We start from the raw sequence: 21,395 nt of genomic DNA on the forward strand, positions 1-21,395 counted from the left end.
GGGGCCCACACGTTCGTGACAGCCGTCCCTAGAACTCGTCGTCGAAGGAGACCGAACCCTCGACCGCGACCTGGTACGCCGACGGACGTCGCTCGAAGAAGTTGGTCAGCTCCTGCACGCCCTGCAGCTCCATGAAGGAGAACGGGTTCTGCGAGCCGTAGACCGGCGCGAAGCCGAGGCGCTGGAGGCGCTGGTCGGCGACGCACTCCAGGTAGGCGCGCATCGAGTCGGTGTTCATGCCCGGCAGACCGTCGCCGCACAGGTCGCGGGCGAACTGCAGCTCCGCCTCGACGGCCTCCTTCAGCATGTCCGTGACCTGCGTCCGGAGCGCGTCGTCGAACAGCTCGGGCTCCTCCTTGCGCACCGTGTCCACCACGTCGAAGGCGAAGCTCATGTGCATCGTCTCGTCGCGGAAGACCCAGTTGGTGCCGGTCGCCAGGCCGTGCAGCAGGCCGCGGCTGCGGAACCAGTAGACGTAGGCGAAGGCACCGTAGAAGAACAGGCCCTCGATGCACGCGGCGAAGCAGATCAGGTTGAGCAGGAAGCGGCGGCGGTCGGCCTGCGTCTCCAGCCGGTCCAGCTTCTCGACCGAGTCCATCCACTTGAAGCAGAACTGCGCCTTCTCGCGGATCGAGGGGATCTCCTCGACCGCGTCGAACGCGGCCGCCCGGTCCTGCGGATCGGGCAGATACGTGTCGAGCAGCGTCAGATAGAACTGGACGTGCACGGCCTCCTCGAACAGCTGACGGCTCAGGTACAGCCGCGCTTCGGGGGAGTTGATGTGCTTGTAGAGCGTCAGCACGAGGTTGTTGGAGACGATCGAGTCGCCGGTCGCGAAGAACGCGACGAGGCGGCCGATCAGGTGCTGCTCCTCGGGCGTCATCTTCGCCAGGTCGGTGACGTCCGAGTGCAGGTCGACCTCCTCCACCGTCCAGGTGTTCTTGATCGCGTCCCGGTAGCGCTCGTAGAAGTCCGGGTAGCGCATGGGGCGCAGGGTCAGCTCGAAGCCCGGGTCGAGGAGGTTCTTCTCGCTGTTCGTCGTGGTGCTCATTACTGGCAGGCCTCGCAGGACTCGGGGTTTTCCAGGGAGCAGGCGACGGCCTCTTCGGCCGTGACCTGCGCGGGGACGGGGGCGGTGGTGGCGGCGCCGGAGCCGGCCGCGCGGGCGATGCGGGTGGCGGGGCGCGAGCGCAGGTAGTACGTGGTCTTCAGACCCCGCTGCCAGGCGTAGGCGTACATCGAGGAGAGCTTGCCGATGGTCGGCGTCTCCAGGAAGAGGTTGAGGGACTGCGCCTGGTCGAGGAACGGGGTGCGCGCGGCGGCCATGTCGATCAGGCCGCGCTGCGGGATCTCCCACGCGGTGCGGTACAGCGCGCGGACGTCCTCGGGGATCCAGCCGAAGCCCTGTACCGAGCCGTTGGCCTCGCGCAGCGCCTCACGGGTCTGCGCGTCCCAGACGCCGAGCCGCTTCAGCTCCTGCACGAGGTAGGCGTTGACCTGGAGGAACTCCCCGCTGAGCGTCTCGCGCTTGAAGAGGTTGGAGACCTGCGGCTCGATGCACTCGTACACGCCCGCGATGGAGGCGATGGTGGCGGTCGGCGCGATGGCCAGCAGCAGCGAGTTGCGCATGCCGGTCTCGGCGATACGTTCCCGCAGGGCCGCCCACCGCTCGGGCCAGGTCAGCTCGACGCCGTAGTGGTCCGGGTGCAGCACGCCCCGCGCGGTGCGGGTCTTCTCCCAGGCGGGCAGCGGGCCGTTGCGGACGGCGAGGTCGGCGGAGGCCTCGTACGCGGCGAGCATGATCCGCTCGGCGATGCGGGTGGAGAGCGCACGCGCCTCGGGGGAGTCGAAGGGCAGCTTCAGCCGGAAGAAGACGTCCTGGAGGCCCATCGCGCCGAGGCCCACCGGGCGCCACTTGGCGTTGGAGCGCCCGGCCTGCTCGGTCGGGTAGAAGTTGATGTCCACGACGCGGTCGAGGAAGGTGACGGCGGTGCGGACGGTCTCGTCGAGGCGCTCCCAGTCGATGTCGCCGCTCGCCGTGTCCACGAAGGCGCCGAGGTTCACCGAGCCGAGGTTGCACACGGCCGTCTCGCCGTCGTCCGTGACCTCCAGGATCTCCGTGCAGAGGTTGGAGGAGTGCACGGTGTGGCCGGGCTCCGCCGTCTGGTTGGCGGTGCGGTTGGCGGCGTCCTTGAACGTCATCCAGCCGTTGCCGGTCTGCGCGAGGGTGCGCATCATGCGGCCGTACAGGTCGCGGGCCGGGATGGTCTTCTTCGCGAGCCCGGCGGCCTCGGCCTCGCGGTAGGCGGCGTCGAACTCCTCGCCCCACAGGTCGACCAGCTCGGGCACGTCGGCCGGGGAGAACAGCGACCAGTCCTGGTCGGCGGCGACCCGGCGCATGAACTCGTCCGGGATCCAGTGCGCGAGGTTGAGGTTGTGCGTGCGGCGCGCGTCCTCACCGGTGTTGTCGCGCAGCTCCAGGAACTCCTCGATGTCGGAGTGCCACGTCTCCAGGTAGACCGCGGCGGCGCCCTTGCGCCGGCCGCCCTGGTTCACGGCGGCGACCGAGGCGTCCAGGGTCTTCAGGAACGGCACGATGCCGTTGGAGTGCCCGTTCGTGCCGCGGATGAGCGAACCCCGGGAGCGGACGCGGGAGTAGGACAGGCCGATGCCGCCCGCGTGCTTGGAGAGCCGTGCGACCTGGTGGTAGCGGTCGTAGATGGAGTCCAGCTCGTCCAGCGGGGAGTCGAGGAGGTAGCAGGAGGACATCTGCGGGTGGCGGGTACCGGAGTTGAAGAGCGTCGGCGAGGACGGCAGATAGTCCAGGCGGCTCATCAGGCGGTACAGCGCGGCGACCTCGTCGAGCGCGCGCTCGCTGCCGTCCTCCGCCAGGCCGCTCGCGACGCGCAGCATGAAGTGCTGCGGGGTCTCGATGACCTGCCGGGTGATCGGGTGGCGCAGCAGATAGCGGCTGTGCAGGGTGCGCAGGCCGAAGTACTCGAAGCGGAAGTCGGCGCCGTCGGCGAGCGCGCCCTCCACCAGCGCGTCGAGCCGGGCCGCGTGTTCGGTCACGAAGGACGCCGTGCGGTCGGCGATCAGGCCCTCGCGGTGGCCGACCGCGACGGAGTCGGTGAAGGAGCGCACGCCCTGCGTCGCCGCCTCCTCGCGGATGCCGATCGACAGGAGCCGTGCCGCCAGCTTGGAGTACGCCGGGTCCTCGGAGATGAGCCCCGCGGCCGCCTCGGTGGCCAGCTCCCGCAGCTCGGCCTCGTCGGCCCGCGCCGAGCGGCCGCGCAGCGCGGCGGCGGCCACCCGGCCGGGGTCGGCGTCGGGCAGGTCGGCGGTGAGGTCGGTCAGGGTGCGCAGCAGCGCGGTCCCCGGCCCGTCGGTTCCTTCGGCACCCTGGGCGGTGGGCGTCGACGGCGCTGACGCGGGTTCGGCAGGCGCGATGGTCACGTGGGGGCACTCCCTCGCTCGGCTCTGGGCCAGGGGGGAGGGATGGGCGCACACGGGCGCACCCGGGCAGGGCGGCGTACCGCGTCCACCGGCCCACTCCACGAGGCCCGGACGGTCGGCACCCGGACCGGACGGTACGGGTGCGCTGCCGGCAGGTCCTCGGACTCCGCGTACGCCGAATGCGTACACATGCACCGTTGCGGGACAGTTCCGGACTTGCACCGGATTCCCCTGCGGCGACAGCGAGCACGAGCATACATCTTGTGCCGGGCCTTGGAGGCGGGCCCACATCTTGTGTCGGCTCGCGGGGGGCGGCGCCTACAGCGTCAGCGTGTACGCCAACAGCGGCACCGTCTCGATGGGCCTCCAGTCGCGTTCGGGCGCGCGCCGGAAGCCCAGGCGCTCGTACAGCCGGTGGGCGGTGTGCATCGACGTCTGGGTGGACAGGACGAGCCCGGTGCGGCCCGCGTCCTTGGAGCGCCGCACGCACTCCCGTACGAGCGTCTCGCCGACGCCTCTGCCGCGGGCCTCGGGGGAGACGGCCAGCATGCGGATCTCGGCCTCGCCGGCGCGGGCGATGTCCGCCATCGGGCCGCCGGACGGCACGTAGGTGACGCAGCCGAGCGCCTTCCCGTCCGCCGCGGCCACCAGGACCTCGGCGGCGGCCGCGCGCGCCGCCACGTCGCGCAGCACCGCGAGGTAGGGGTCGTCCGCCCCGAAGTCCAGGTGGCCGTCGGCGAGATAGGCCTGTGCGGTGAGGGCGCCGAGCGCCTCGTACTCGTCGGGGTGTGCGGGTCTGATCGTGAGGGTGGTGTTGTCCATGCGGCGCAGTGTGCAGCACGGGCACGGCGAAGGGCCGCCGAATTTCCGGCGGCCCTTCGTCATGCGGCCCTGCGTCACGGGGTCGTGTTCAGTGCGCGGCGCCCGCCGTCGCCGGCGGCAGCTCCTCGACGACGCCGGGGTCACCCGCGTCCGCGGTGTAGTCCTCGGGGGAGGTCTCGTCGATGCCGTCGGGGGCCTTCAGCGCCCGCATGGCGAAGGTGAGGACCACCGTCACGAGCACGTTCAGGACGAACGCGGTGAGGCCGATGTAGCCGATCTCGCCGATGCCCGGGATCGAGTCGGACGAGCCGCCGAAGTGCTTCTGCGTCGGCGAGGCGACACCGTAGGCGGCCAGCGTGCCGTAGACCATGCCGACCGCCCAGCCCGCGAGCAGCGCCCAGCGGTGGAACCAGCGGGTGAACAGGCCGCCGACCAGGGCGGGCATGGTCTGGAGGATCCAGATGCCGCCCAGGAGCTGGAAGTTGATCGCGACGGTCTTGTCCATGGTGAGGACGAAGACCAGCGCGCCCACCTTCACCAGCAGCGAGACCAGCTTGGAGACCTTGGTCTCCTGCTCGGGCGTCGCGTCGGGCTTGAGGAAGTCCTTGTAGATGTTGCGGGTGAAGAGGTTCGCGGCCGCGATGGACATGATGGCCGCGGGGACCAGCGCGCCGATGCCGATGGCCGCGAAGGCCACGCCCGTGAACCAGTCGGGGAACATGGTCTCGAAGAGCTGGGGGATCGCCAGCTGGCCGTTGTCCACCTTGATCCCGGCCGCGATCGCCATGAAGCCGAGCAGGGCGAGCAGGCCGAGCATCAGCGAGTACAGCGGCAGGATGGTGGTGTTGCGGCGGATCACGTCGCGGCTCCTGGAGGAGAGCGTCGCGGTGATCGAGTGCGGGTACATGAACAGCGCGAGGGCCGAGCCGAGCGCGAGCGTCGCGTACGTCCACTGGCCGGCCTCGGCGGGCGCGAGCGCGCCGCGCGGCTTGCCGGTCGCCGGGTTGGTCTGCGCGAAGGCGTCACCGGCCTTGGCGAAGATGTCGTCGAAGCCGCCGAGCTTGATCGGGATGTAGATGATCGCGACGACGATGACGAGGTAGATCAGACCGTCCTTCACGAACGCGATCAGCGCGGGTGCGCGCAGCCCCGAGGAGTAGGTGTACGCGGCGAGCACCGCGAAGGCGATCAGTAGCGGCAGGTCCTTGACGAACCAGTTGGTGTCCGGGCCGCCGCCGACGCCCATGACGTCAAGGACGGCCTGGATGCCGACCAGTTGGAGCGCGATGTAGGGCATCGTGGCGAGGATTCCGGTGACCGCGACGGCCAGCGAGAGCCCCTTGGAGCCGAAGCGTCCGCGCACGAAGTCGGAGGTCGTCACATAGCCGTGCTTGTGCGAGACCGACCACAGGCGCGGCAGGAAGGTGAAGATCAGCGGGTAGACGAGGATCGTGTACGGCACCGCGAAGAAGCCGGCCGCGCCCGCCGCGTAGATCGCCGCGGGGACGGCGACGAAGGTGTACGCGGTGTAGAGGTCGCCGCCGAGCAGGAACCACGTCACCCAGGTGCCGAACGACCGGCCGCCGAGGCCCCATTCGTCCAGGCTCTGGTTCTCGGCCCTGCGCCAGCGGGCGGCGAGGAAGCCCATGACCGTGACCGCGACGAAGAAGAAGATGAAGACGGCGAGCGCGACGCCGTTGACCCCGTCCTTCATGACCGCCCACCTTCCTTGCGGGCGCGCTGGTCGCGCTGCCACAGCTTGTACGCGGTCATCGTGAGCAGGGTGGAGATGATCACCCAGAGCATCTGGTACCAGTAGAAGAACGGGATGCCGATGAAGGTCGGTTCGACCTTCGCGTACGAACTCACCCAGAGCATTGCCACGAAGGGTGCGACAAGGCAGGCTGCGATGACCACGCGGACCGGTGTGACCACCGGTCTGTTCACTTCAGGCGCATCTGACATGTCGCGGCTCCGTTCCCTCACTTATCCCATGCTTAACGTGCGGGAAATCTAAGCCACAGTCTCGCTGTATGGAACCCCTGTCCGGATAACGGACTGGTCGATGTGCCTGCTCAACAGCAGCGGAACCCTTGCCGGGGGTCCGACTCCTGGCGGTCCGTCCGCATGCGCTCGAACGCGCGACGGCTGGGCACCGGCGCGGCCGGATGGTCCTCGCGTACGTGCGCCACATACCGCTCGTACGCCGACTCGCCGGTCAACTCGCGGACGTACCACCGAAGTCGGCGCAGCCCGCGCGAGGCCATGGTCATGGCGCGCACCACTATGCTCATACCGTCAACTTCGATTCCACGTAGGGCACTTCGTGCAGTGCGGTGGCGGCGGGGTCGCGCACGTGCCGTACGCACACCCGCGCCGCGTCGACGATCACGATGACGACGAGCAGGGCGAGGGCCGCCGAAAGGACGCCGTCCACCGTGGAGTTGGTGACGACGGTGTGCATGTCGTCCATGGTCTTGGCGGGCGGCAATATCCTGCCCTCCTCGATGGCGTCCCGGTAGCGGGAGCGCTGCGTGAAGAACCCCACCCGCGGGTCGCCGGAGAACACCTTCTGCCAGCTCGCCGTCAGGGTCACCGTCACGTCCCAGGCGAGCGGGACGCCCGTGATCCAGGCCCACTTGAGGCGACCCGACTTCACCAGCAGGGTCGTGCAGACGGTCAGGGCGACGGCGGCGAGGAGCTGGTTGGCGATGCCGAAGATCGGGAAGAGCTGGTTGATCCCGCCGAGCGGCTCATGGACGCCGACCCACAGGAAGTACCCCCAGAGGCCGGTGACGGCGGCGCTGGTCAGCACCAGGCCGGGCTTCCAGCTCACCCTCTTGAAGGGCTCGCAGACATTGCCGAGCATGTCCTGGAGCATGAAGCGGCCCACGCGCGTGCCCGCGTCGAGCGCGGTCAGGATGAACAACGCCTCGAACATGATCGCGAAGTGATACCAGAAGGCCCGCAGTGAGCCGCCCGTGACCTGGGAGAAGATCTCGGAGACACCGACCGCGAGCGTGGGCGCGCCGCCGGTGCGCGAGAGCAGCGAGGACTCCTCCACGTCCTTGGCGGCCTGCGCGAGGTCGGCGGGGGAGAGGGAGTACCCGAAGCCCGCGACGGCCTTCGACGCCTCCCGCACGGTGTCTCCGACGACCCCCGCCGGCGCGTTCATCGCGAAGTACAGCCCGGGATCGATGATCGACGCCGCGACCAGTGCCATGATCGCCACGGCCGACTCCATCAGCATGGAGCCGTACCCGATCATCCGGACCTGCGTCTCCTTCTGGATCATCTTCGGCGTCGTGCCCGAGGAGATCAGCGCGTGGAAGCCGGACAGCGCCCCGCAGGCGATGGTGATGAAGACGAACGGGAAGAGCGACCCCGCGAAGACCGGACCGTCGCCGCGCGAGGCGAAGTCGGTCACCGGGTCCATCCGCAGCGTCGGCAGCGTGATCACGACACCGAGGGCGAGCAGCAGGATGGTGCCGATCTTCATGAACGTGGAGAGGTAGTCGCGCGGCGCGAGCAGCATCCACACCGGCAGGATCGAGGCGATGAAGCCGTACGCCACCAGCCAGATCACCAGCGTCGACGGGGCGAGCGTGAAGGTGTCCGCGAGCGATGACTCGGCGACCCGGCGCCCGGCGACGAGCGCCGCCAGCAGCAGTGCGACACCGATGAGGGAGACCTCGCTGACCCGTCCCGGACGCAGGACGCGCAGGTAGAAGCCCATGAACAGGGCGATCGGGATGGTCATCGCGATGGAGAAGGTGCCCCATGGGGACGCGGCGAGCGCGTTGACGATCACCAGGGCGAGCACGCCCAGCAGGATGATCATGATGGCGAACGCGGCGAGCAGCGCGGCGGCCCCGCCGAACGGCCCGATCTCCTCCCGTGCCATCTGCCCGAGCGACCTGCCGTCCCGCCGCGTGGAGAAGAACAGCACCACCATGTCCTGCACGGCGCCCGCGAAGATCACGCCGACGATGATCCAGATGGTGCCGGGCAGGTACCCCATCTGGGCGGCCAGCACCGGCCCCACCAGTGGGCCCGCGCCCGCGATCGCCGCGAAGTGGTGGCCGAGCAGGACGCGGCGGTCGGTCGGGTGGAAGTCGATGCCGTCGGCGAGCCGCTCGGCGGGGGTGGCCCGGGTCCCGTCGACCCTCAGGACCCGGTGCGCGACGAACTTGGAGTAGAAGCGGTACGCGATCGCGTACGACCCGAGGGCCGCCGCCACCATCCAGGCGGCCGACACCTCCTCGTCGCGCGCGAGGGCCAGCACGGTCCAGCCCGTGGCGCCGACCAGCGCGACGAGGGACCAGACGACGAGGGATCGGGGATCTGCTCTGCGCACCGGGTCGTCCTCCCGTTCATCATGCGATGACGTGCTGCATGCGATGACGGGAGGACCGTAGAGCAGGGAGGTGGTCCGCGCCAGACCCCCGGTGCGCGGGCCCGCCCGAGGGGTGCGGGTCGGTCCAGGGGGTCGGGGTCAGTCCGGGGGGTCCGGGTGGGTCCGTGGGGCCGGAGTCAGTCCGTGGGGTCCGGGTCGGTCCGTGGGGCCGGGGTCAGTCCGTGGGGCGCTTGAGGCGGGCCACGAACTTGTAGCGGTCGCCGCGGTAGACCGAGCGCACCCACTCCACCGGCCGGCCCGCCGCGTCCAGCGAGTGCCGGGACAGCAGCAGCATCGGCAGGCCGACGTCGGTGCCGAGCAGGCCCGCCTCGCGCGGGGTGGCAAGCGAGGTCTCGATCGTCTCCTCGGCCTCGGCGAGATGGACGTCGTACACCTCGGCGAGCGCGGTGTAGAGGGAGGTGTACTTCACCAGGGAGCGGCGCAGCGCGGGGAAGCGCTTGGCGGACAGGTGCGTGGTCTCGATGGCCATCGCCTCGCCGTTGGCCAGGCGCAGCCGCTCGATGCGCAGCACGCGGCTGCCCGCGCCGATGTCGAGCAGCCCGGCGAGGGTGTCGTCGGCGGTGATGTAGCCGAGGTCCAGGAGCTGGGAGGTCGGCTCCAGGCCCTGGGCGCGCATGTCCTCGGTGTAGGAGGTCAGTTGCAGGGCCTGGGACACCTTCGGCTTGGCGACGAACGTGCCCTTGCCCTGGATGCGCTCGAGGCGGCCCTCGACGACCAGTTCCTGGAGGGCCTGGCGGACGGTCGTGCGCGAGGTGTCGAACTCGGCGGCGAGCGTGCGCTCGGGGGGGACGGGGGTGCCGGGCGGCAGCGTCTCCGTCATGTCGAGCAAGTGCCGCTTCAGCCGGTAGTACTTGGGCACGCGCGCGGTACGGCCGACGGCCGGGGCCTCCGAGGGCGCGCTCACTTCGGTCCCTGTGCTGCCCGCTTCGGTGCCCATGGCCTGCCTTCCCGGCTCCTGTGCTGCTGCCGTCACCGGCTCCTCCGTCTGTCGCGGCTCACATCGTGGCACGGACCGGGCCATGGGGCGCCCCCTGGTCGAGCGAAGTCGAGAGCTCGGGGGAGGGCCCTGCCCGCTCAGGTGTCGGTCCGATAACGGACGCGACTGCCCTTCTTATACACCCTTGACACCCCTATAGGTCTAGGCCAAGCTCCCCGTACTGGTCTACACCATTAAAGACCAGGTTCCAGTCCCACGGGCAGATCTCGGTCCATTCGGTCGCTGCGGGTGGGGGGTTGACTGGCATCCCTTGAGGAGGGTGAACGTGAAGCGCAAGCTCATAGCGGCCATTGGTGTCGCGGGCATGTTGGTCTCGGTCGCGGCGTGCGGCGGCGACGACGGGGACAAGAAGGCCGGGGGTGCCGACGGCTTCAAGGGCGAGACGCTGACGCTCTGGACCATGGACGGCTCGACGCCGGACACGTGGCAGAAGGACGTCAAGGCCGCCTTCGAGAAGAAGACCGGCGCCAAGCTGAAGGTCGAGATCCAGACCTGGAACGGCATCCAGCAGAAGCTGACCACCGCCCTCTCCGAAGAGAACCCTCCCGACGTCTTCGAGATCGGCAACACCCAGACCCCCGCGTACGCCAAGACCGGCGGCCTCGCCGAGCTGGGCGACCTCAAGGAGTCGATCGGCGCGGACTGGACCGAGTCGATGAACAAGTCCTCGGTCGTGGACGGCAAGCAGTACGCCGCCCCGTGGTTCGTCCTCAACCGCGTCGTGATCTACAACAAGAAGGTCTGGGCCGACGCCGGCATCAAGAAGACCCCGAAGACGCGCGCCGAGTTCCTCAAGGACCTCAAGCAGATCGGCGCCAAGACGGACGCCGAGCCGATCTACCTGCCCGGCCAGAACTGGTACCACTTCGTCGGCCTGACCATCGGTGAGGGCGCCGAGCTGGTCAAGAAGGACGGCGACAAGTACGTCTCCAACCTGGACGACCCGAAGGTCGCCAAGGCCATGAAGACGTACCAGGAGTTCCAGAAGCTCTCCGAGGCCCCCAAGAACAAGGACGAGGCCACCCCGCAGCAGGCCGAGGTCTTCGCCAAGGGCAAGACCGGCGCCTTCATCGGCATGAGCTGGGAAGCGCCCACCGCCATCAAGGCCAACCCGAAGATCGAGAAGGACATCGGTTACTTCACGATCCCCGGCCCCACGGCCGACAAGCCCGAGGGTGTCTTCCTCGGCGGCTCCAACCTCGCCGTCGCCGCGACCAGCAAGAAGCAGGAGCTGGCCAAGGAGTTCCTGAAGATCGCGCTGTCCGACAAGTTCGAGGGCCAGTTCGCCAAGGAAGGCGGCCAGATCCCGAACAAGAAGGCCCTGGAGTCCAACCTCAAGGGCAACCCGGCCGCCGAGGCCGCCGCTCCCGCCGCCGTCGGCGGTGGCACCACCCCGCTGATCCCGGAGTGGGGCGCGGTCGAGAACCCGCCGAACCCGATCAAGAACTACATGACCGCGGTGCTCAACGGTAAGTCGCCGGCCGACGCCGCCAAGCAGGTCGAGGGCGAGCTGAACAAGCGCCTGTCGCAGAAGCAGTAAGGACGCGCCTCTTGCCGGGGCGGCGGGTGACCTGCCCCCGCCGCCCCGGCACACCTCTGCGTACCGCGATGCCCACGAAAGAGATGGCGAGCATGACCGTGCAGAAGACCGAACGGCCGCCCTCCGGCCCGACGGAGGTGCAGACACCCGACGGCGGACCACGACCACGCGGCCCGCGCAAGGACCCGGGGCGTCTCGCCGGCCTGACGCCCTATCTGCTCCTTGCCCCCGCGATCGTCGCCACCGTGCTGCTGCTCGGCTGGCCGCTGGTCAACAACGGGATCCTGTCGTTCCAGAACCTCAACATGAGGCAGTTCATTCTGCACCTCACGGAGTGGAACGGACTCGACAACTACAAGGAGGTCCTCACCGGAGAGGACTTCTGGCGGGTCACCGGGCGCTCGGTCGTCTTCACCGCCGCCAACGTCGTACTGATCATGATCCTCGGTACGCTGGTCGGCCTGCTGCTCGCACGGCTCGGCCGCAAGATGCGCACCCTGCTCATGGTCGGCCTCGTCCTCGCCTGGGCCATGCCCGTCGTCGCCTCGACCACTGTCTACCAGTGGTTGTTCGCGCAGCGCTTCGGCGTCGTCAACTGGATACTCGCCAAGCTCGGCTTCGAGTCGATGGCCGACCACGACTGGCTCGCCACGCAGTACTCCACCTTCTTCGTGGTCCTGCTCCTGATCGTCTGGCAGTCGATCCCCTTCGTGGCGATCAACCTCTACGCCGCCACGACGACCATCCCCAAGGAGCTGTACGAGGCGGCCTCGCTGGACGGCGCCGGCGCCTGGCAGCAGTTCACCCAGGTGACGCTGCCGTATCTGCGGCCCTTCCTCTACGCCACGACGTTCCTGGAGATCATCTGGGTCTTCAAGGCGTTCGTGCAGGTCTTCACCCTCAACGAGGGCGGCCCGGACCGGCTCACCGAGATCCTGCCCGTCTACGCCTACATCGAGGGCATGGGCAACCAGCACTTCGGCATGGGCGCGGCCATCGCGCTGCTCACCATCCTCATCCTGCTGGCCATCACCTCGTACTACCTGCGGATCGTGCTCAAGCAAGAGGAGGACGAGCTGTGAAGCGCTCGCCGCTGGGCCGGATCTGGCCCAACCTGACCGCCGTCCTTCTCTTCCTCGTCTTCGTCTTCCCCGTCTACTGGATGTTCGCCACGGCGTTCAAGCCGACCGGCGACATCATCAGCGAGGACCCGGTCTGGTTCCCGACCGACGCCACGTTCGAACACTTCAGGACGGCCATGGACGCCGACCACTTCTGGACCATGGTCGGCAACTCCATCACCGTCACGGTCCTCGCGGTCGTCTTCTCGCTCGTCATCGGCGTGACCGCGGCCTTCGCCCTCGCCCGGATGCGCTTCAAGGGGCGGCGCGGCTTCATCATCGGCTTCATGCTCGCCCAGATGGCGCCCTGGGAGGTCATGGTCATCGCGATCTACATGATCGTGCGCGACGCCGACATGCTGAACAGCCTGATCCCGCTCACCCTCTTCTACATGGTGATGATCCTGCCCTTCACCCTCCTGACACTGCGCGGCTTCGTCGCCGCCGTGCCCAAGGAGCTGGAGGAGTCCGCGATGGTCGACGGCTGCACGCGCATGCAGGCCTTCCGCCGGGTGATCCTGCCGCTGCTCGCCCCTGGTCTGATGTCGACCTCGCTCTTCGGCTTCATCACCGCCTGGAACGAGTTCCCGCTGGTCCTCGTGCTCAACAAGGAAGCCGACGCCAAGACCCTGCCGGTGTGGCTCTCCAGCTTCCAGACCGCCTTCGGCGACGACTGGGGCGCCACCATGGCCGCGGCCTCGCTCTTCGCCCTCCCCATCCTGATCCTCTTCGTCTTCCTGCAGCGCAGGGCCGTCAGCGGCCTGACCGACGGCGCAGTGAAGGGATAACTCACCATGACGACTCTGGCCCACGCCGGTGACACCCTCACCCGCAACGCCCTGGCTGTCCTCCAGCCCGGCTTCGACGGCACCACCGCCCCGGACTGGCTGCGCCGCAGGATCGACGAGGGCCTCGCTTCCGTCGGCCTGTTCGGGCGCAACGTCGAGAGCGCCGAGCAGGTGGCCGCCCTCACCGCCCAGCTGCGGGCCGGACGCGAGGACCTCCTGGTCGCGATCGACGAGGAGAGTGGCGACGTCACCCGCCTGGAGGTGCGCACCGGCTCCTCCTACCCGGGCAACCACGCGCTCGGCGCCGTCGACGACACGGCGCTGACCCGCGAGGTCGCCGCCGACCTCGGCCGCCGCCTCGCCGCCTGCGGCATCAACTTCAACTGGGCGCCGTCGGCGGACGTCAACGCCAACCCGGACAATCCCGTCATCGGCGTACGTTCCTTCGGTGCGGACCCGCTCCTCGTGGCCCGGCACACCGCCGCGTACGTCGAGGGCATGCAGTCGTCCGGCGTCGCGACCTCCGCCAAGCACTTCCCGGGACACGGCGACACGGCGATCGACTCGCACCACTCCGTGCCGGTCATCGACGTCGACCGGGACGTGCTGAACTCCCGCGACCTCGCGCCGTTCCGCGCCGCCATCGCCGCGGGCACCCGGGCCGTGATGAGCGCCCACATCCTCGCCCCCGCCCTGGACCCGGACAACCCCGGCACGGTCTCCCGACGCATCCTCACCGACCTGCTGCGCGGCGAGTTCGGCTACGACGGCCTCATCGTTACCGACGGCATGGACATGCAGGCCATCGCGGGCCGGTACGGCTTCGAGCGCGGCTGCGTCCTCGCCGTCGCCGCGGGCGCCGACGCGATCTGCGTGGGCGGCGGGCCCTCCGACGAGGGGACCGTGTTGCGGCTGCGGGACGCCTTCGTCGCGGCGGTGCGCTCGGGCGAACTGTCCGAGGAACGCCTCGCCGACGCCGCCGACCGCGTGCGGGCGCTGGCGGGCTGGGCTTCGGTGTCGGGCGCGGCCGAGCGTTCGGGGGGCGCGCCCGACACCGGAATCGGCCTCGTCGCGGCCCGGCGCGCGCTGACGGTCACCCGGGGCGAGACCTACGCGGCCCCCGTCACCGAGCCGCCCTATGTCGCCACCTTCACGCCGCTGCCGAACATCGCGGTCGGCGACGAGACGCCGTGGGGCGTCACCGCCGAACTCGAACGCCGGCTTCCCGGCACGGCCTCGGGCAGCTTCACCGGCGCGACCGCGGGCGCCGAGGCCCTCGCGGCCGCGGGGGAGCGGCGCATCGTCGCGGTGGTCCGCGACGCGCACCGCCACGGCTGGATGTCCGCGGCCCTGGACACGCTCACCGCCGCCCGCCCCGACATGGTGGTGGTCGAGATGGGCGTCCCCCAGTCCGCCCCGACCGGCGCCCTGCACATCGCGACGCGCGGCGCGGCCAGGGTCTGCGGCGAGGCGGCAGCCGAGGTCATCACCGGCGTCTGACCTCACCGGTCTCGCTGGTCTCGCCGAGTCCGCTGACCGCACTGACGGCACGTCGAAGGGGCGCCCCCGACTGGGGGGCACCCCTTCGACATGCGTACCGAGGAGCGGAACTCCTGTGCGCCGGTCGCCGGGGGCCCGGGCCCGTGGGCCGTTCCCGGGTCCGGGGCCGCTTCCTGGCCCGGACCTGGTCCTCGTTCCGGTGCCGGCGCGGAGGCTGAGGTTCTTACAGCCCCTGCCAGCCCGGCTTGTTGGCGTAGGTGTGCCGGAAGTAGTCGGCGAGCTTCAGCTTGGACGCCGCCGCCTCGTCCACGACGACCGTGGCGTGGGGGTGCAGCTGGAGCGCCGACGCGGGGACGACCGACGCGATCGGCCCCTCCACCGTCGCCGCCACCGCGTCCGCCTTGCCCTCGCCCGTGGCCAGCAGCACCAGGTGCCGCGCCTCCAGGATCGTCCCGATGCCCTGGGTGATGACGTGGTGCGGAACCTGCTCGATGTCCCCGTCGAAGAAGCGCGCGTTGTCCACCCGGGTCTGCTCGGTCAGCGTCTTGATGCGCGTGCGCGAGGCGAGCGACGAGCAGGGCTCGTTGAACCCGATGTGCCCGTCGGTCCCGATCCCGAGCAGCTGGAGGTCCACCCCGCCGGCCTCACCGAGCGCCCTGTCGTACGCCTCGCACGCCGCCTGCACGTCCTCGGCACTGCCGTCGGGCCCCATGAAGGAGGTCTCGCTCAGCCCGAGCGGCCGGACGACCTCACGCAGCACGACCGAACGGTAGGACTCCGGGTGCCCGGCGGGCAGCCCCACGTACTCGTCGAGCTGGCAGATCCGCGCCCGCGAGGCGTCCACCTCACCGGCGGCGACCTTGGCGGCCAGCGCCTCGTAGATGGGCAGCGGGGTGGAGCCGGTGGCGACACCGAGCAGGGCGTCAGGCTTACGGCGCACCAGGGCGGCCATGGCCTCCGCGATGAGCTCGCCGCCTGCCTTGGCGTCCGGGACGATGACAACTTCCACGCTGGGCCTGCCGATCTGGAGAGGGGACGGGAACTCAAGAAGACTGGTGGTATAGACCAATCTAGCAGAGCCGCGCCACGGGAACAGTTGTTTCCCGCCGTCCATGCTCACCCTTCGGCCACCCCCTCGCCCCCCGAGCGCCGACCCCACCGCCGGGCTCACGTCGCGGCCGGTGTCAGGGCCCGCCCGGGCCCGCCCTCAGAGCCCCAGTGCCGATCCTCCCGTCGCGTCGATGTACTGGCCCGTGATCCACCGTGCGTCGTCCGATGCGACGAAGGCGACGATGTCCGCCACGTCGGCGGGCCGGCCTATGCGGTCGAAGGTCGAATAACCGGCCATCTCCGCCCGCGTCTCCTCGGGTGCGCCGTCCATCATCTCCGTCTCGATGATCCCCGGCGCCACCGCGTTGACCGTGATGCCGCGTGGCCCGAGCTCCTGGGCCAGGGTGTGGGTCATGACGTTCACCGCGCCCTTCGTCATGGAGTACGCCACCGTGACCGGGAAGGCGATCCGGGTGACACCGGAGGAGATGTTGATGATCCGTCCGCCGTCACGCAGGCGGTCGAGCCCCTGCTGCACGATGAAGAACGGCGCCTTGGCGTTGACGGCGAACACGCGGTCGTAGTCGGCCTCCCGCACCTCTCCCACGCGGGCGTACAGTCCGATGCCCGCGTTGTTCACCAGGATGTCCAGTCCCTCCGCCTGCCGGTCGAACTCCGTCCAGAGCGCCTCGGCGTCACCGGGCACACCCAGCTCCGTGCCGATGGCGAAGGCCGAGCCGCCCGCCGCCTCGATCGCGGTCACCGTCTCCTTCGCGGCCGTCTCATTGGTGCCGTAGTGCACGGCGACCCGCGCCCCGTCCCGCCCCAGGCGCTCGGCGATGCCCCGCCCGATACCCCGGCTACCGCCCGTGACCAGCGCCGTCTTCCCTGCGAGCCTGCCCGTGGATGCACCCATGGCGGACGCCCCTCTTTCTCTAGTGATCGCTACAGAAAAAAACCGTACCCGACCCCGGACCGTTTTTCTAGTGCCCGCTATACAATTCATCCCATGGCGACGAAACAGCGCGGACGCCCCCGCTCCTTCGACCGCGAGACGGCGCTGGAGCAGGCGCTCCGCACCTTCTGGGAGCACGGGTACGAGGGCACCTCCGTCTCCGACCTCACACGGGTCATGGGCATCGGGGCGCCCAGCCTCTACGCCGCGTTCGGGGACAAGCGGACACTCTTCGACGAGGTCGTCGTGCGGTACGGGGTCACACACGGCGCCTTCAGCGGGCGAGCCTTCGACGAGGAGCCGACCGCGCGCGGCGCCGTCGCGCGGCTGTTGCGCGAGGCCGCCGCCGAGTTCACCGACCCGGACCACCCTCGGGGCTGCCTGGTGATCACCGCGGCCACCAACTGCACGACGCCCGAGGTGGAGGAGAGCCTCAGGGAGCGGCGCAACGCCACCATCGCGGGCATCGAGTCCCGCATCCGCGCGGCGGTCGCGGCGGGGGAGCTGCCGGCGAGCGTCGATCCGGCGGCGCTCGCCCGCTATACGGGGGCGGTTTTCCAGGGCATGTCCCAGCAGGCGAGGGACGGTGCCACCAGGGAACATCTGGAAGCGGTCGCCGATCTGGCGATGCGGGCGTGGCCGGAGCCTCGGCGGGCGCAGAATGGAGTCTGACGGCCGGGGAAGAGACCATGGCGGACGCGGCCGCAATTACTGATCCCGCGCACGCGTAGACATGGGAGAATGGTCTAGTCCACAATGCGTGGGTAAAGCCTCCGCTCTTCCCGCACAGGAGAGCGGACCGAGGAGCCGGCGCTCTCTGCCCTGACCGCGCCGGATCCTCTCGATCGGCCCGCCAGTACCGCACATTCTGGCGGCCGGTGCACCTGAAGGGCTGCGGTGCCGTGGGCGGGTTGAGGGTCCCGCCCTGGCGCCGCGGCTCGTCGGGAATCTCCCCGACAGGACCCGCCGCACGCGGCAGGTACGCTCGCACACGTGCCCTCCATGAACGACCTCGTACGCCAGCACACCGCCCTCGGCGACTCCGACCTCGAGTGGCTGCATCTGCTGGTCTCGGAGTGGCAGCTGCTCTCCGACCTCTCCTTCGCCGACCTCGTCCTCTGGGTCCCCACGCGCGACGGCACCCGCTATGTCTCCGTGGCGCAGATGCGGCCCAACACCGGCCCCACCTCCTACCAGGACGACATGGTCGGCCACCTCGTCCCGCGCGGCCGTCGCCCCCTGCTCGACGCCGCCCTCGATGAGGGCCGCATCGTGCGCGAGGGCGACCCGGAGTGGCGTGAGGAGGTCCCGGTGCGCGTCGAGTCCATTCCCGTACGCAGGGAAGGGCGCGTCCTCGGGGTGATCGCCCGCAACACCAACCTGCTCACTGTCCGCACCCCTTCGCGGCTGGAGCTGACCTATCTCCAGTCGGCGTCCGACCTCGCGCAGATGATCGCCGCCGGCTCGTTCCCCTTCGAGGGGCAGCAGGTCGACATGGACGCCTCCCCGCGTGTGGGGGACGGACTGCTCAGGCTCGACGCCGACGGCATCGTCCAGTACGCGTCACCGAACGCGCTCTCCGCGTACCACCGCCTGGGGCTCGCCTCCGACCTGGTCGGTCACCACCTGGGCAGGGCCACGGCCGAACTCGCCCCGTCCCGCGGCCCGGTGGACGAGGCACTGGCCAAACTCGCCAGCGGCTGGGCGCCTCGCGAGTTCGAGATCGAGGGCGGCGACGGGGTGATCCAGCTGCGCGCGATCCCGCTCAAGCCCAAGGGGCCCCGCATCGGCTCTCTCGTACTCCTGCGCGACGTCACCGAACTACGTCGCCGCGAACGGGAATTGATCACCAAGGACGCGACCATCCGGGAGATCCACCACCGGGTGAAGAACAATCTCCAGACGGTCGCCGCGCTGCTGCGTCTCCAGGCCCGGCGCATCGACTCGGCCACGGGCCGGGAAGCACTGGAGGAGGCGGTGCGCCGTGTGGGCTCCATCGCCATCGTCCACGAGACGCTCTCGCAGAACCTGGACGAGCGCGTCGAGTTCGACGAGATCGCCGACCGGGTCCTCGCGATGGTCGCCGAGATCTCGCCCGGCAAGGTCACGGGCCGGCGCACCGGACGCTTCGGCATCCTCGACGCGGAGGTGGCGACGCCCCTCTCGATGGTTCTCACGGAGATCCTGCAGAACGCCCTGGAGCACGGCTTCCGGGAAGGGGAGACCGGCACGGTCGAGGTCTCGGCGGTGCGCGGCGGTACGACCAAGGACGCGCGGCTGCTGATCACGGTGCAGGACGACGGGGTGGGCCTCCCCGAGGGCTTCGACCCGCACCGCTCCGGCAATCTCGGTCTGCAGATCGTGCGCACCCTGGTGGAGGGAGAGCTCGGCGGCACCTTCGACATGGTCCGTGCCCCGGAGCGCGGCACCAAGGTCCTCCTCGACGTCCCGGTCCGCGCCGACAAGTGACCGAGCCGCCAAGTAGCCGGCAGGCACTCGGCGAGCAGGAAGCGCTGGACACAGCAGTGAGCCCCGGACCACTTCGGTCCGGGGCTCACTGCTCACGTTGCGATGCGCATCGGGGGTACTGCGCGGCTGCGGCTCGGGGGCGGGAGATGCGTACTCGCTGTACGCGCCGCCAAGCTGAGGCTCGTAGGGGGCGTGGACGTCAGGCGCTGGCCTGGCGTGCACGGTTGCGAGCGGCGCGGCGCTTCATTGCACGGCGCTCGTCCTCGCTGAGGCCACCCCAGACGCCGGAGTCCTGGCCGGACTCAAGCGCCCACTGCAGGCACTGCTCCATGACGGGGCAGCGGCGGCAGACGGCCTTGGCTTCCTCGATCTGCAGCAGCGCAGGACCGGTGTTGCCGATGGGGAAGAAGAGCTCGGGGTCTTCCTCGCGGCAAACGGCGTTGTGACGCCAGTCCATGGCTGCTACCTCTCCTTGGTATTACATGCTGTTGCTTGTGAATGTGAACGCTTTCACGAATCCCTCGACACGGGAAGGGCCGACGCCCAGTCGCCTGGTGTGGACCTGTAATGGAGGAGGGGTTCTGGCTCTCTGTGGGGCCGATGTTGCGGGCCGTCCCGATCGCCATGTAGAGATTCGCAAACCTCGGCGGCGGATACAACCCCTTCAGGAAAGTTTTTTTTGATTCCTCAGTGTCGACTGGGTCACAGCCGTACTTCTATGGGGTGGACCCTGGCCTAAACGTTCGAGTGAAAGGACTTTGGGCCCTTCCACTCACACAATCACACGCAGTGCACGGCGAACGCCTGTGAACGTCACGCTCGTACGCAGTCCCAGGTGGTCGCCGTCCATCTGGAGGGGGAGCGGGACCTTCGAATGCAAGGTGAAGTCGGTGAGGTCGTGCAGCGTGACCGCGTGCTTACCGTGCGGTCCCCGCTCCGGTGTGGAGGTCAGGAGCTGCGTCCCGTAACGGGCCACCGCGGCCGCGGAGAGCTTTTTGAGGCCGAGCACGTCCAGGCCCGTGTCGAAGGAGGCCCGCGGAGAGGCGTACAGGGGACGATTGCCCAGGTAGGAGTAGGGCGAGGTGTTGCAGACTATCGACATCACCAGGTCCGTCACCGGGTCCTCGCCGGGGCGCTCCACCGTGATCATCCCGCGCCGCCGGTGGGGCTCGTCCAGGAACTGGCGGAGCACCTGGCGCACATAGAGGGCGTGCGTCGACCGTCTGCCCAGCTCGCGCTGCTGTTCGACTCTGCCGACCACGCCCCCGTCGAAGCCGAGACCGGCACAGAACGTGAACCAGCGCGAGGGAATGGCCTCGTCCTCCGTGCCCGGCGTGCCGCCGGCGATGCCGAGCCCCACCGTGCGCTCGCTGCCCTCGCGCAGGGCGTCCAACAGGGCGCCGGTGGCCTCCACGGCGTCGTTCGGCAGCCCCAGGGCGCGCGCGAAGACGTTGGTGGAGCCGCCGGGGACGACCGCGAGACGGGGGAGGCGGTCCGGATCGGGGCCGTGGTGCAGCAGGCCGTTGACGACTTCGTTGACGGTGCCGTCGCCGCCCAGGGCGACGACCAGCTCGATGTCCTTGCTCTCCGCGGCCTGCCGGCCCAGGTCCCGGGCGTGCCCGCGGTACTCCGTGGTGACCGCCTCCAGCTTCATCTCGCTCGCCAGCGCGTGGACCAGCACGTCACGCGTACGCGCACTGGTGGTGGTTGCCGCCGGGTTGACCACGAGGAGTGCACGCATGCCCAGCAGCCTACCCAGCGGCCTTTACCCGGCCCAGACCGAGGTGCCGGTGCGCGGCTACGCGGAGCTACCCTGCTGGGGTGAGCACTCAGCGGAAATCCACCCCTCAAGCCCCGGAACCGGCCGAGTCGGGCCCGCGTCCCGCGCGGCTGACCGCCGCTGCCGCCCTGACCGCGCTGGAGGGCCTCGCCCTGCTCGCCGGGGGCATCTACATGCTCGTGATGGGGCTCGCCGGGTCGCCCGACAATCCGCGGCAGGCCGAGACCGGTGGTGTCACCCTGATCGTCCTCGCGCTGCTGCCGCTGCTGGCGGCCCGCGGCCTGATGAGGCTGCGCCGGTGGAGCCGCGGTCCCGCGATCATCACCCAGATCATGGCCCTGCCGGTGGCCTGGCAGCTGCTCCAGGCCGACAGCGCGGCGATCCCGGCCGGGATCGCCCTCGCGGTCGTGGCGGTCGCCTCGCTGGTGCTCCTGGTCCATCCCGTGACGACCGAGGCCCTGGGCATCCGGGGCCCCGGCGACGTACAGGGCCAGAAGTAA

Annotated in this window: 19 protein-coding genes and 1 riboswitch; of the genes, 7 read left to right on the forward strand and 12 right to left on the reverse strand. The window is 69.7% G+C overall.

Features of this window, described 5'->3' with window-relative positions:
• Positions 1 to 28: 28 nt before the first annotated feature.
• The 8 genes from ACZ5GP_RS23480 to ACZ5GP_RS23515 all read right to left on the reverse strand — a co-directional run bounded on the left by ACZ5GP_RS23480 (position 29) and on the right by ACZ5GP_RS23515 (position 9,632).
• Entirely contained in the window at positions 29 to 1,051 is a 1,023-nt protein-coding gene (locus ACZ5GP_RS23480; protein WP_468752694.1) for a ribonucleotide-diphosphate reductase subunit beta, read from the reverse strand.
• Positions 1,051 to 3,456 (reverse strand): ribonucleoside-diphosphate reductase subunit alpha, encoded by a 2,406-nt coding sequence (locus tag ACZ5GP_RS23485; RefSeq protein ID WP_468752695.1) that lies wholly within the window; start codon positions 3,454 to 3,456, stop codon positions 1,051 to 1,053. The genes ACZ5GP_RS23480 and ACZ5GP_RS23485 overlap by 1 nt, the downstream gene beginning before the upstream one ends.
• A gap of 133 nt (positions 3,457 to 3,589) precedes the next feature.
• Positions 3,590 to 3,712: riboswitch (cobalamin riboswitch) on the reverse strand.
• A gap of 62 nt (positions 3,713 to 3,774) precedes the next feature.
• Positions 3,775 to 4,278 carry a GNAT family N-acetyltransferase gene (locus ACZ5GP_RS23490; RefSeq protein WP_468752696.1) on the reverse strand — a complete coding sequence of 168 codons (504 nt, stop codon included), beginning with the start codon at positions 4,276 to 4,278 and terminating at the stop codon, positions 3,775 to 3,777.
• An 88-nt stretch (positions 4,279 to 4,366) separates the two neighbouring features.
• A complete protein-coding gene (mctP, locus tag ACZ5GP_RS23495) occupies positions 4,367 to 5,992 on the reverse strand; it encodes a monocarboxylate uptake permease MctP (protein ID WP_468752697.1) in 1,626 nt (541 codons plus the stop codon).
• Positions 5,989 to 6,243, reverse strand: a complete 255-nt coding sequence (locus ACZ5GP_RS23500; RefSeq protein WP_358582598.1) for a DUF3311 domain-containing protein — start codon at positions 6,241 to 6,243, stop codon at positions 5,989 to 5,991. Before ACZ5GP_RS23500 ends, mctP begins: the two co-directional genes overlap by 4 nt.
• 110 nt (positions 6,244 to 6,353) lie before the next feature.
• On the reverse strand, positions 6,354 to 6,551 hold the full coding sequence (locus ACZ5GP_RS23505) for a YbdD/YjiX family protein (protein ID WP_468752873.1): 198 nt from the start codon (positions 6,549 to 6,551) through the stop codon (positions 6,354 to 6,356).
• Positions 6,552 to 6,568: 17 nt separating this feature from the next.
• Positions 6,569 to 8,635, reverse strand: coding sequence for a carbon starvation CstA family protein (locus tag ACZ5GP_RS23510; RefSeq protein ID WP_468752698.1), 2,067 nt, complete (start codon positions 8,633 to 8,635; stop codon positions 6,569 to 6,571).
• A 214-nt stretch (positions 8,636 to 8,849) separates the two neighbouring features.
• On the reverse strand, positions 8,850 to 9,632 hold the full coding sequence (locus ACZ5GP_RS23515) for a GntR family transcriptional regulator (RefSeq protein WP_358582630.1): 783 nt from the start codon (positions 9,630 to 9,632) through the stop codon (positions 8,850 to 8,852).
• Positions 9,633 to 9,957: 325 nt separating this feature from the next.
• Here ACZ5GP_RS23515 and ACZ5GP_RS23520 point away from each other — a divergent pair, with 325 nt between their 5' ends.
• The 4 genes from ACZ5GP_RS23520 (at position 9,958) to ACZ5GP_RS23535 (ending at position 14,641) form a co-directional block, all read left to right on the forward strand.
• Complete coding sequence (locus ACZ5GP_RS23520; protein ID WP_468752699.1) at positions 9,958 to 11,232, forward strand: extracellular solute-binding protein; 1,275 nt, start codon at positions 9,958 to 9,960, stop codon at positions 11,230 to 11,232.
• Between the two features lie 92 nt (positions 11,233 to 11,324).
• Entirely contained in the window at positions 11,325 to 12,314 is a 990-nt protein-coding gene (locus ACZ5GP_RS23525) for a carbohydrate ABC transporter permease (protein ID WP_468752700.1), read from the forward strand.
• The gene (locus tag ACZ5GP_RS23530; protein ID WP_358582586.1) at positions 12,311 to 13,141 is read left to right on the forward strand and encodes a carbohydrate ABC transporter permease; all 831 of its coding nucleotides are present in this window, start codon (positions 12,311 to 12,313) and stop codon (positions 13,139 to 13,141) included. The genes ACZ5GP_RS23525 and ACZ5GP_RS23530 overlap by 4 nt, the downstream gene beginning before the upstream one ends.
• 6 nt (positions 13,142 to 13,147) lie before the next feature.
• Positions 13,148 to 14,641, forward strand: coding sequence for a glycoside hydrolase family 3 protein (locus ACZ5GP_RS23535; RefSeq protein WP_468752701.1), 1,494 nt, complete (start codon positions 13,148 to 13,150; stop codon positions 14,639 to 14,641).
• A gap of 223 nt (positions 14,642 to 14,864) precedes the next feature.
• On the opposite strand, the gene nagB is transcribed toward ACZ5GP_RS23535, so the two are convergent.
• The gene (nagB, locus tag ACZ5GP_RS23540; RefSeq protein ID WP_468752702.1) at positions 14,865 to 15,650 is read right to left on the reverse strand and encodes a glucosamine-6-phosphate deaminase; all 786 of its coding nucleotides are present in this window, start codon (positions 15,648 to 15,650) and stop codon (positions 14,865 to 14,867) included.
• 198 nt (positions 15,651 to 15,848) lie between these two features.
• Complete coding sequence (locus tag ACZ5GP_RS23545; protein WP_468752703.1) at positions 15,849 to 16,607, reverse strand: SDR family oxidoreductase; 759 nt, start codon at positions 16,605 to 16,607, stop codon at positions 15,849 to 15,851.
• Positions 16,608 to 16,700: 93 nt separating this feature from the next.
• On the opposite strand from ACZ5GP_RS23545, the gene ACZ5GP_RS23550 reads away from it, so the two are divergent.
• On the forward strand, positions 16,701 to 17,318 hold the full coding sequence (locus ACZ5GP_RS23550; protein ID WP_468752704.1) for a TetR/AcrR family transcriptional regulator: 618 nt from the start codon (positions 16,701 to 16,703) through the stop codon (positions 17,316 to 17,318).
• Between the two features lie 330 nt (positions 17,319 to 17,648).
• Positions 17,649 to 19,115 (forward strand): sensor histidine kinase, encoded by a 1,467-nt coding sequence (locus ACZ5GP_RS23555; RefSeq protein WP_468752874.1) that lies wholly within the window; start codon positions 17,649 to 17,651, stop codon positions 19,113 to 19,115.
• A gap of 199 nt (positions 19,116 to 19,314) precedes the next feature.
• Here the strand turns inward: ACZ5GP_RS23555 and ACZ5GP_RS23560 are convergent, their stop codons facing one another.
• Entirely contained in the window at positions 19,315 to 19,572 is a 258-nt protein-coding gene (locus tag ACZ5GP_RS23560) for a WhiB family transcriptional regulator (RefSeq protein WP_016639615.1), read from the reverse strand.
• Between the two features lie 315 nt (positions 19,573 to 19,887).
• Positions 19,888 to 20,856 carry a diacylglycerol/lipid kinase family protein gene (locus tag ACZ5GP_RS23565; protein WP_468752705.1) on the reverse strand — a complete coding sequence of 323 codons (969 nt, stop codon included), beginning with the start codon at positions 20,854 to 20,856 and terminating at the stop codon, positions 19,888 to 19,890.
• Between the two features lie 80 nt (positions 20,857 to 20,936).
• Here ACZ5GP_RS23565 and ACZ5GP_RS23570 point away from each other — a divergent pair, with 80 nt between their 5' ends.
• On the forward strand, positions 20,937 to 21,395 hold the full coding sequence (locus ACZ5GP_RS23570) for a hypothetical protein (RefSeq protein ID WP_468752706.1): 459 nt from the start codon (positions 20,937 to 20,939) through the stop codon (positions 21,393 to 21,395).

The sequence above is a fragment of the Streptomyces sp. NPDC031466 genome (assembly GCF_055581265.1).

Excerpts from the sequence above, each read along its gene's own strand:
- ACZ5GP_RS23480 (WP_468752694.1), bottom strand. The coding sequence starts at position 1,051 with ATGAGCACCACGACGAACAGCGAGAAGAACCTCCTCGACCCGGGCTTC.
- ACZ5GP_RS23490 (WP_468752696.1), bottom strand. The coding sequence starts at position 4,278 with ATGGACAACACCACCCTCACGATCAGACCCGCACACCCCGACGAGTAC.
- mctP (WP_468752697.1), bottom strand. The coding sequence starts at position 5,992 with ATGAAGGACGGGGTCAACGGCGTCGCGCTCGCCGTCTTCATCTTCTTC.
- ACZ5GP_RS23500 (WP_358582598.1), bottom strand. The coding sequence starts at position 6,243 with ATGTCAGATGCGCCTGAAGTGAACAGACCGGTGGTCACACCGGTCCGC.
- ACZ5GP_RS23505 (WP_468752873.1), bottom strand. The coding sequence starts at position 6,551 with ATGACCATGGCCTCGCGCGGGCTGCGCCGACTTCGGTGGTACGTCCGC.
- ACZ5GP_RS23515 (WP_358582630.1), bottom strand. The coding sequence starts at position 9,632 with ATGGGCACCGAAGCGGGCAGCACAGGGACCGAAGTGAGCGCGCCCTCG.
- ACZ5GP_RS23525 (WP_468752700.1), top strand. The coding sequence starts at position 11,325 with ATGACCGTGCAGAAGACCGAACGGCCGCCCTCCGGCCCGACGGAGGTG.
- ACZ5GP_RS23535 (WP_468752701.1), top strand. The coding sequence starts at position 13,148 with ATGACGACTCTGGCCCACGCCGGTGACACCCTCACCCGCAACGCCCTG.
- ACZ5GP_RS23545 (WP_468752703.1), bottom strand. The coding sequence starts at position 16,607 with ATGGGTGCATCCACGGGCAGGCTCGCAGGGAAGACGGCGCTGGTCACG.
- ACZ5GP_RS23550 (WP_468752704.1), top strand. The coding sequence starts at position 16,701 with ATGGCGACGAAACAGCGCGGACGCCCCCGCTCCTTCGACCGCGAGACG.
- ACZ5GP_RS23555 (WP_468752874.1), top strand. The coding sequence starts at position 17,649 with ATGAACGACCTCGTACGCCAGCACACCGCCCTCGGCGACTCCGACCTC.
- ACZ5GP_RS23560 (WP_016639615.1), bottom strand. The coding sequence starts at position 19,572 with ATGGACTGGCGTCACAACGCCGTTTGCCGCGAGGAAGACCCCGAGCTC.
- ACZ5GP_RS23565 (WP_468752705.1), bottom strand. The coding sequence starts at position 20,856 with ATGCGTGCACTCCTCGTGGTCAACCCGGCGGCAACCACCACCAGTGCG.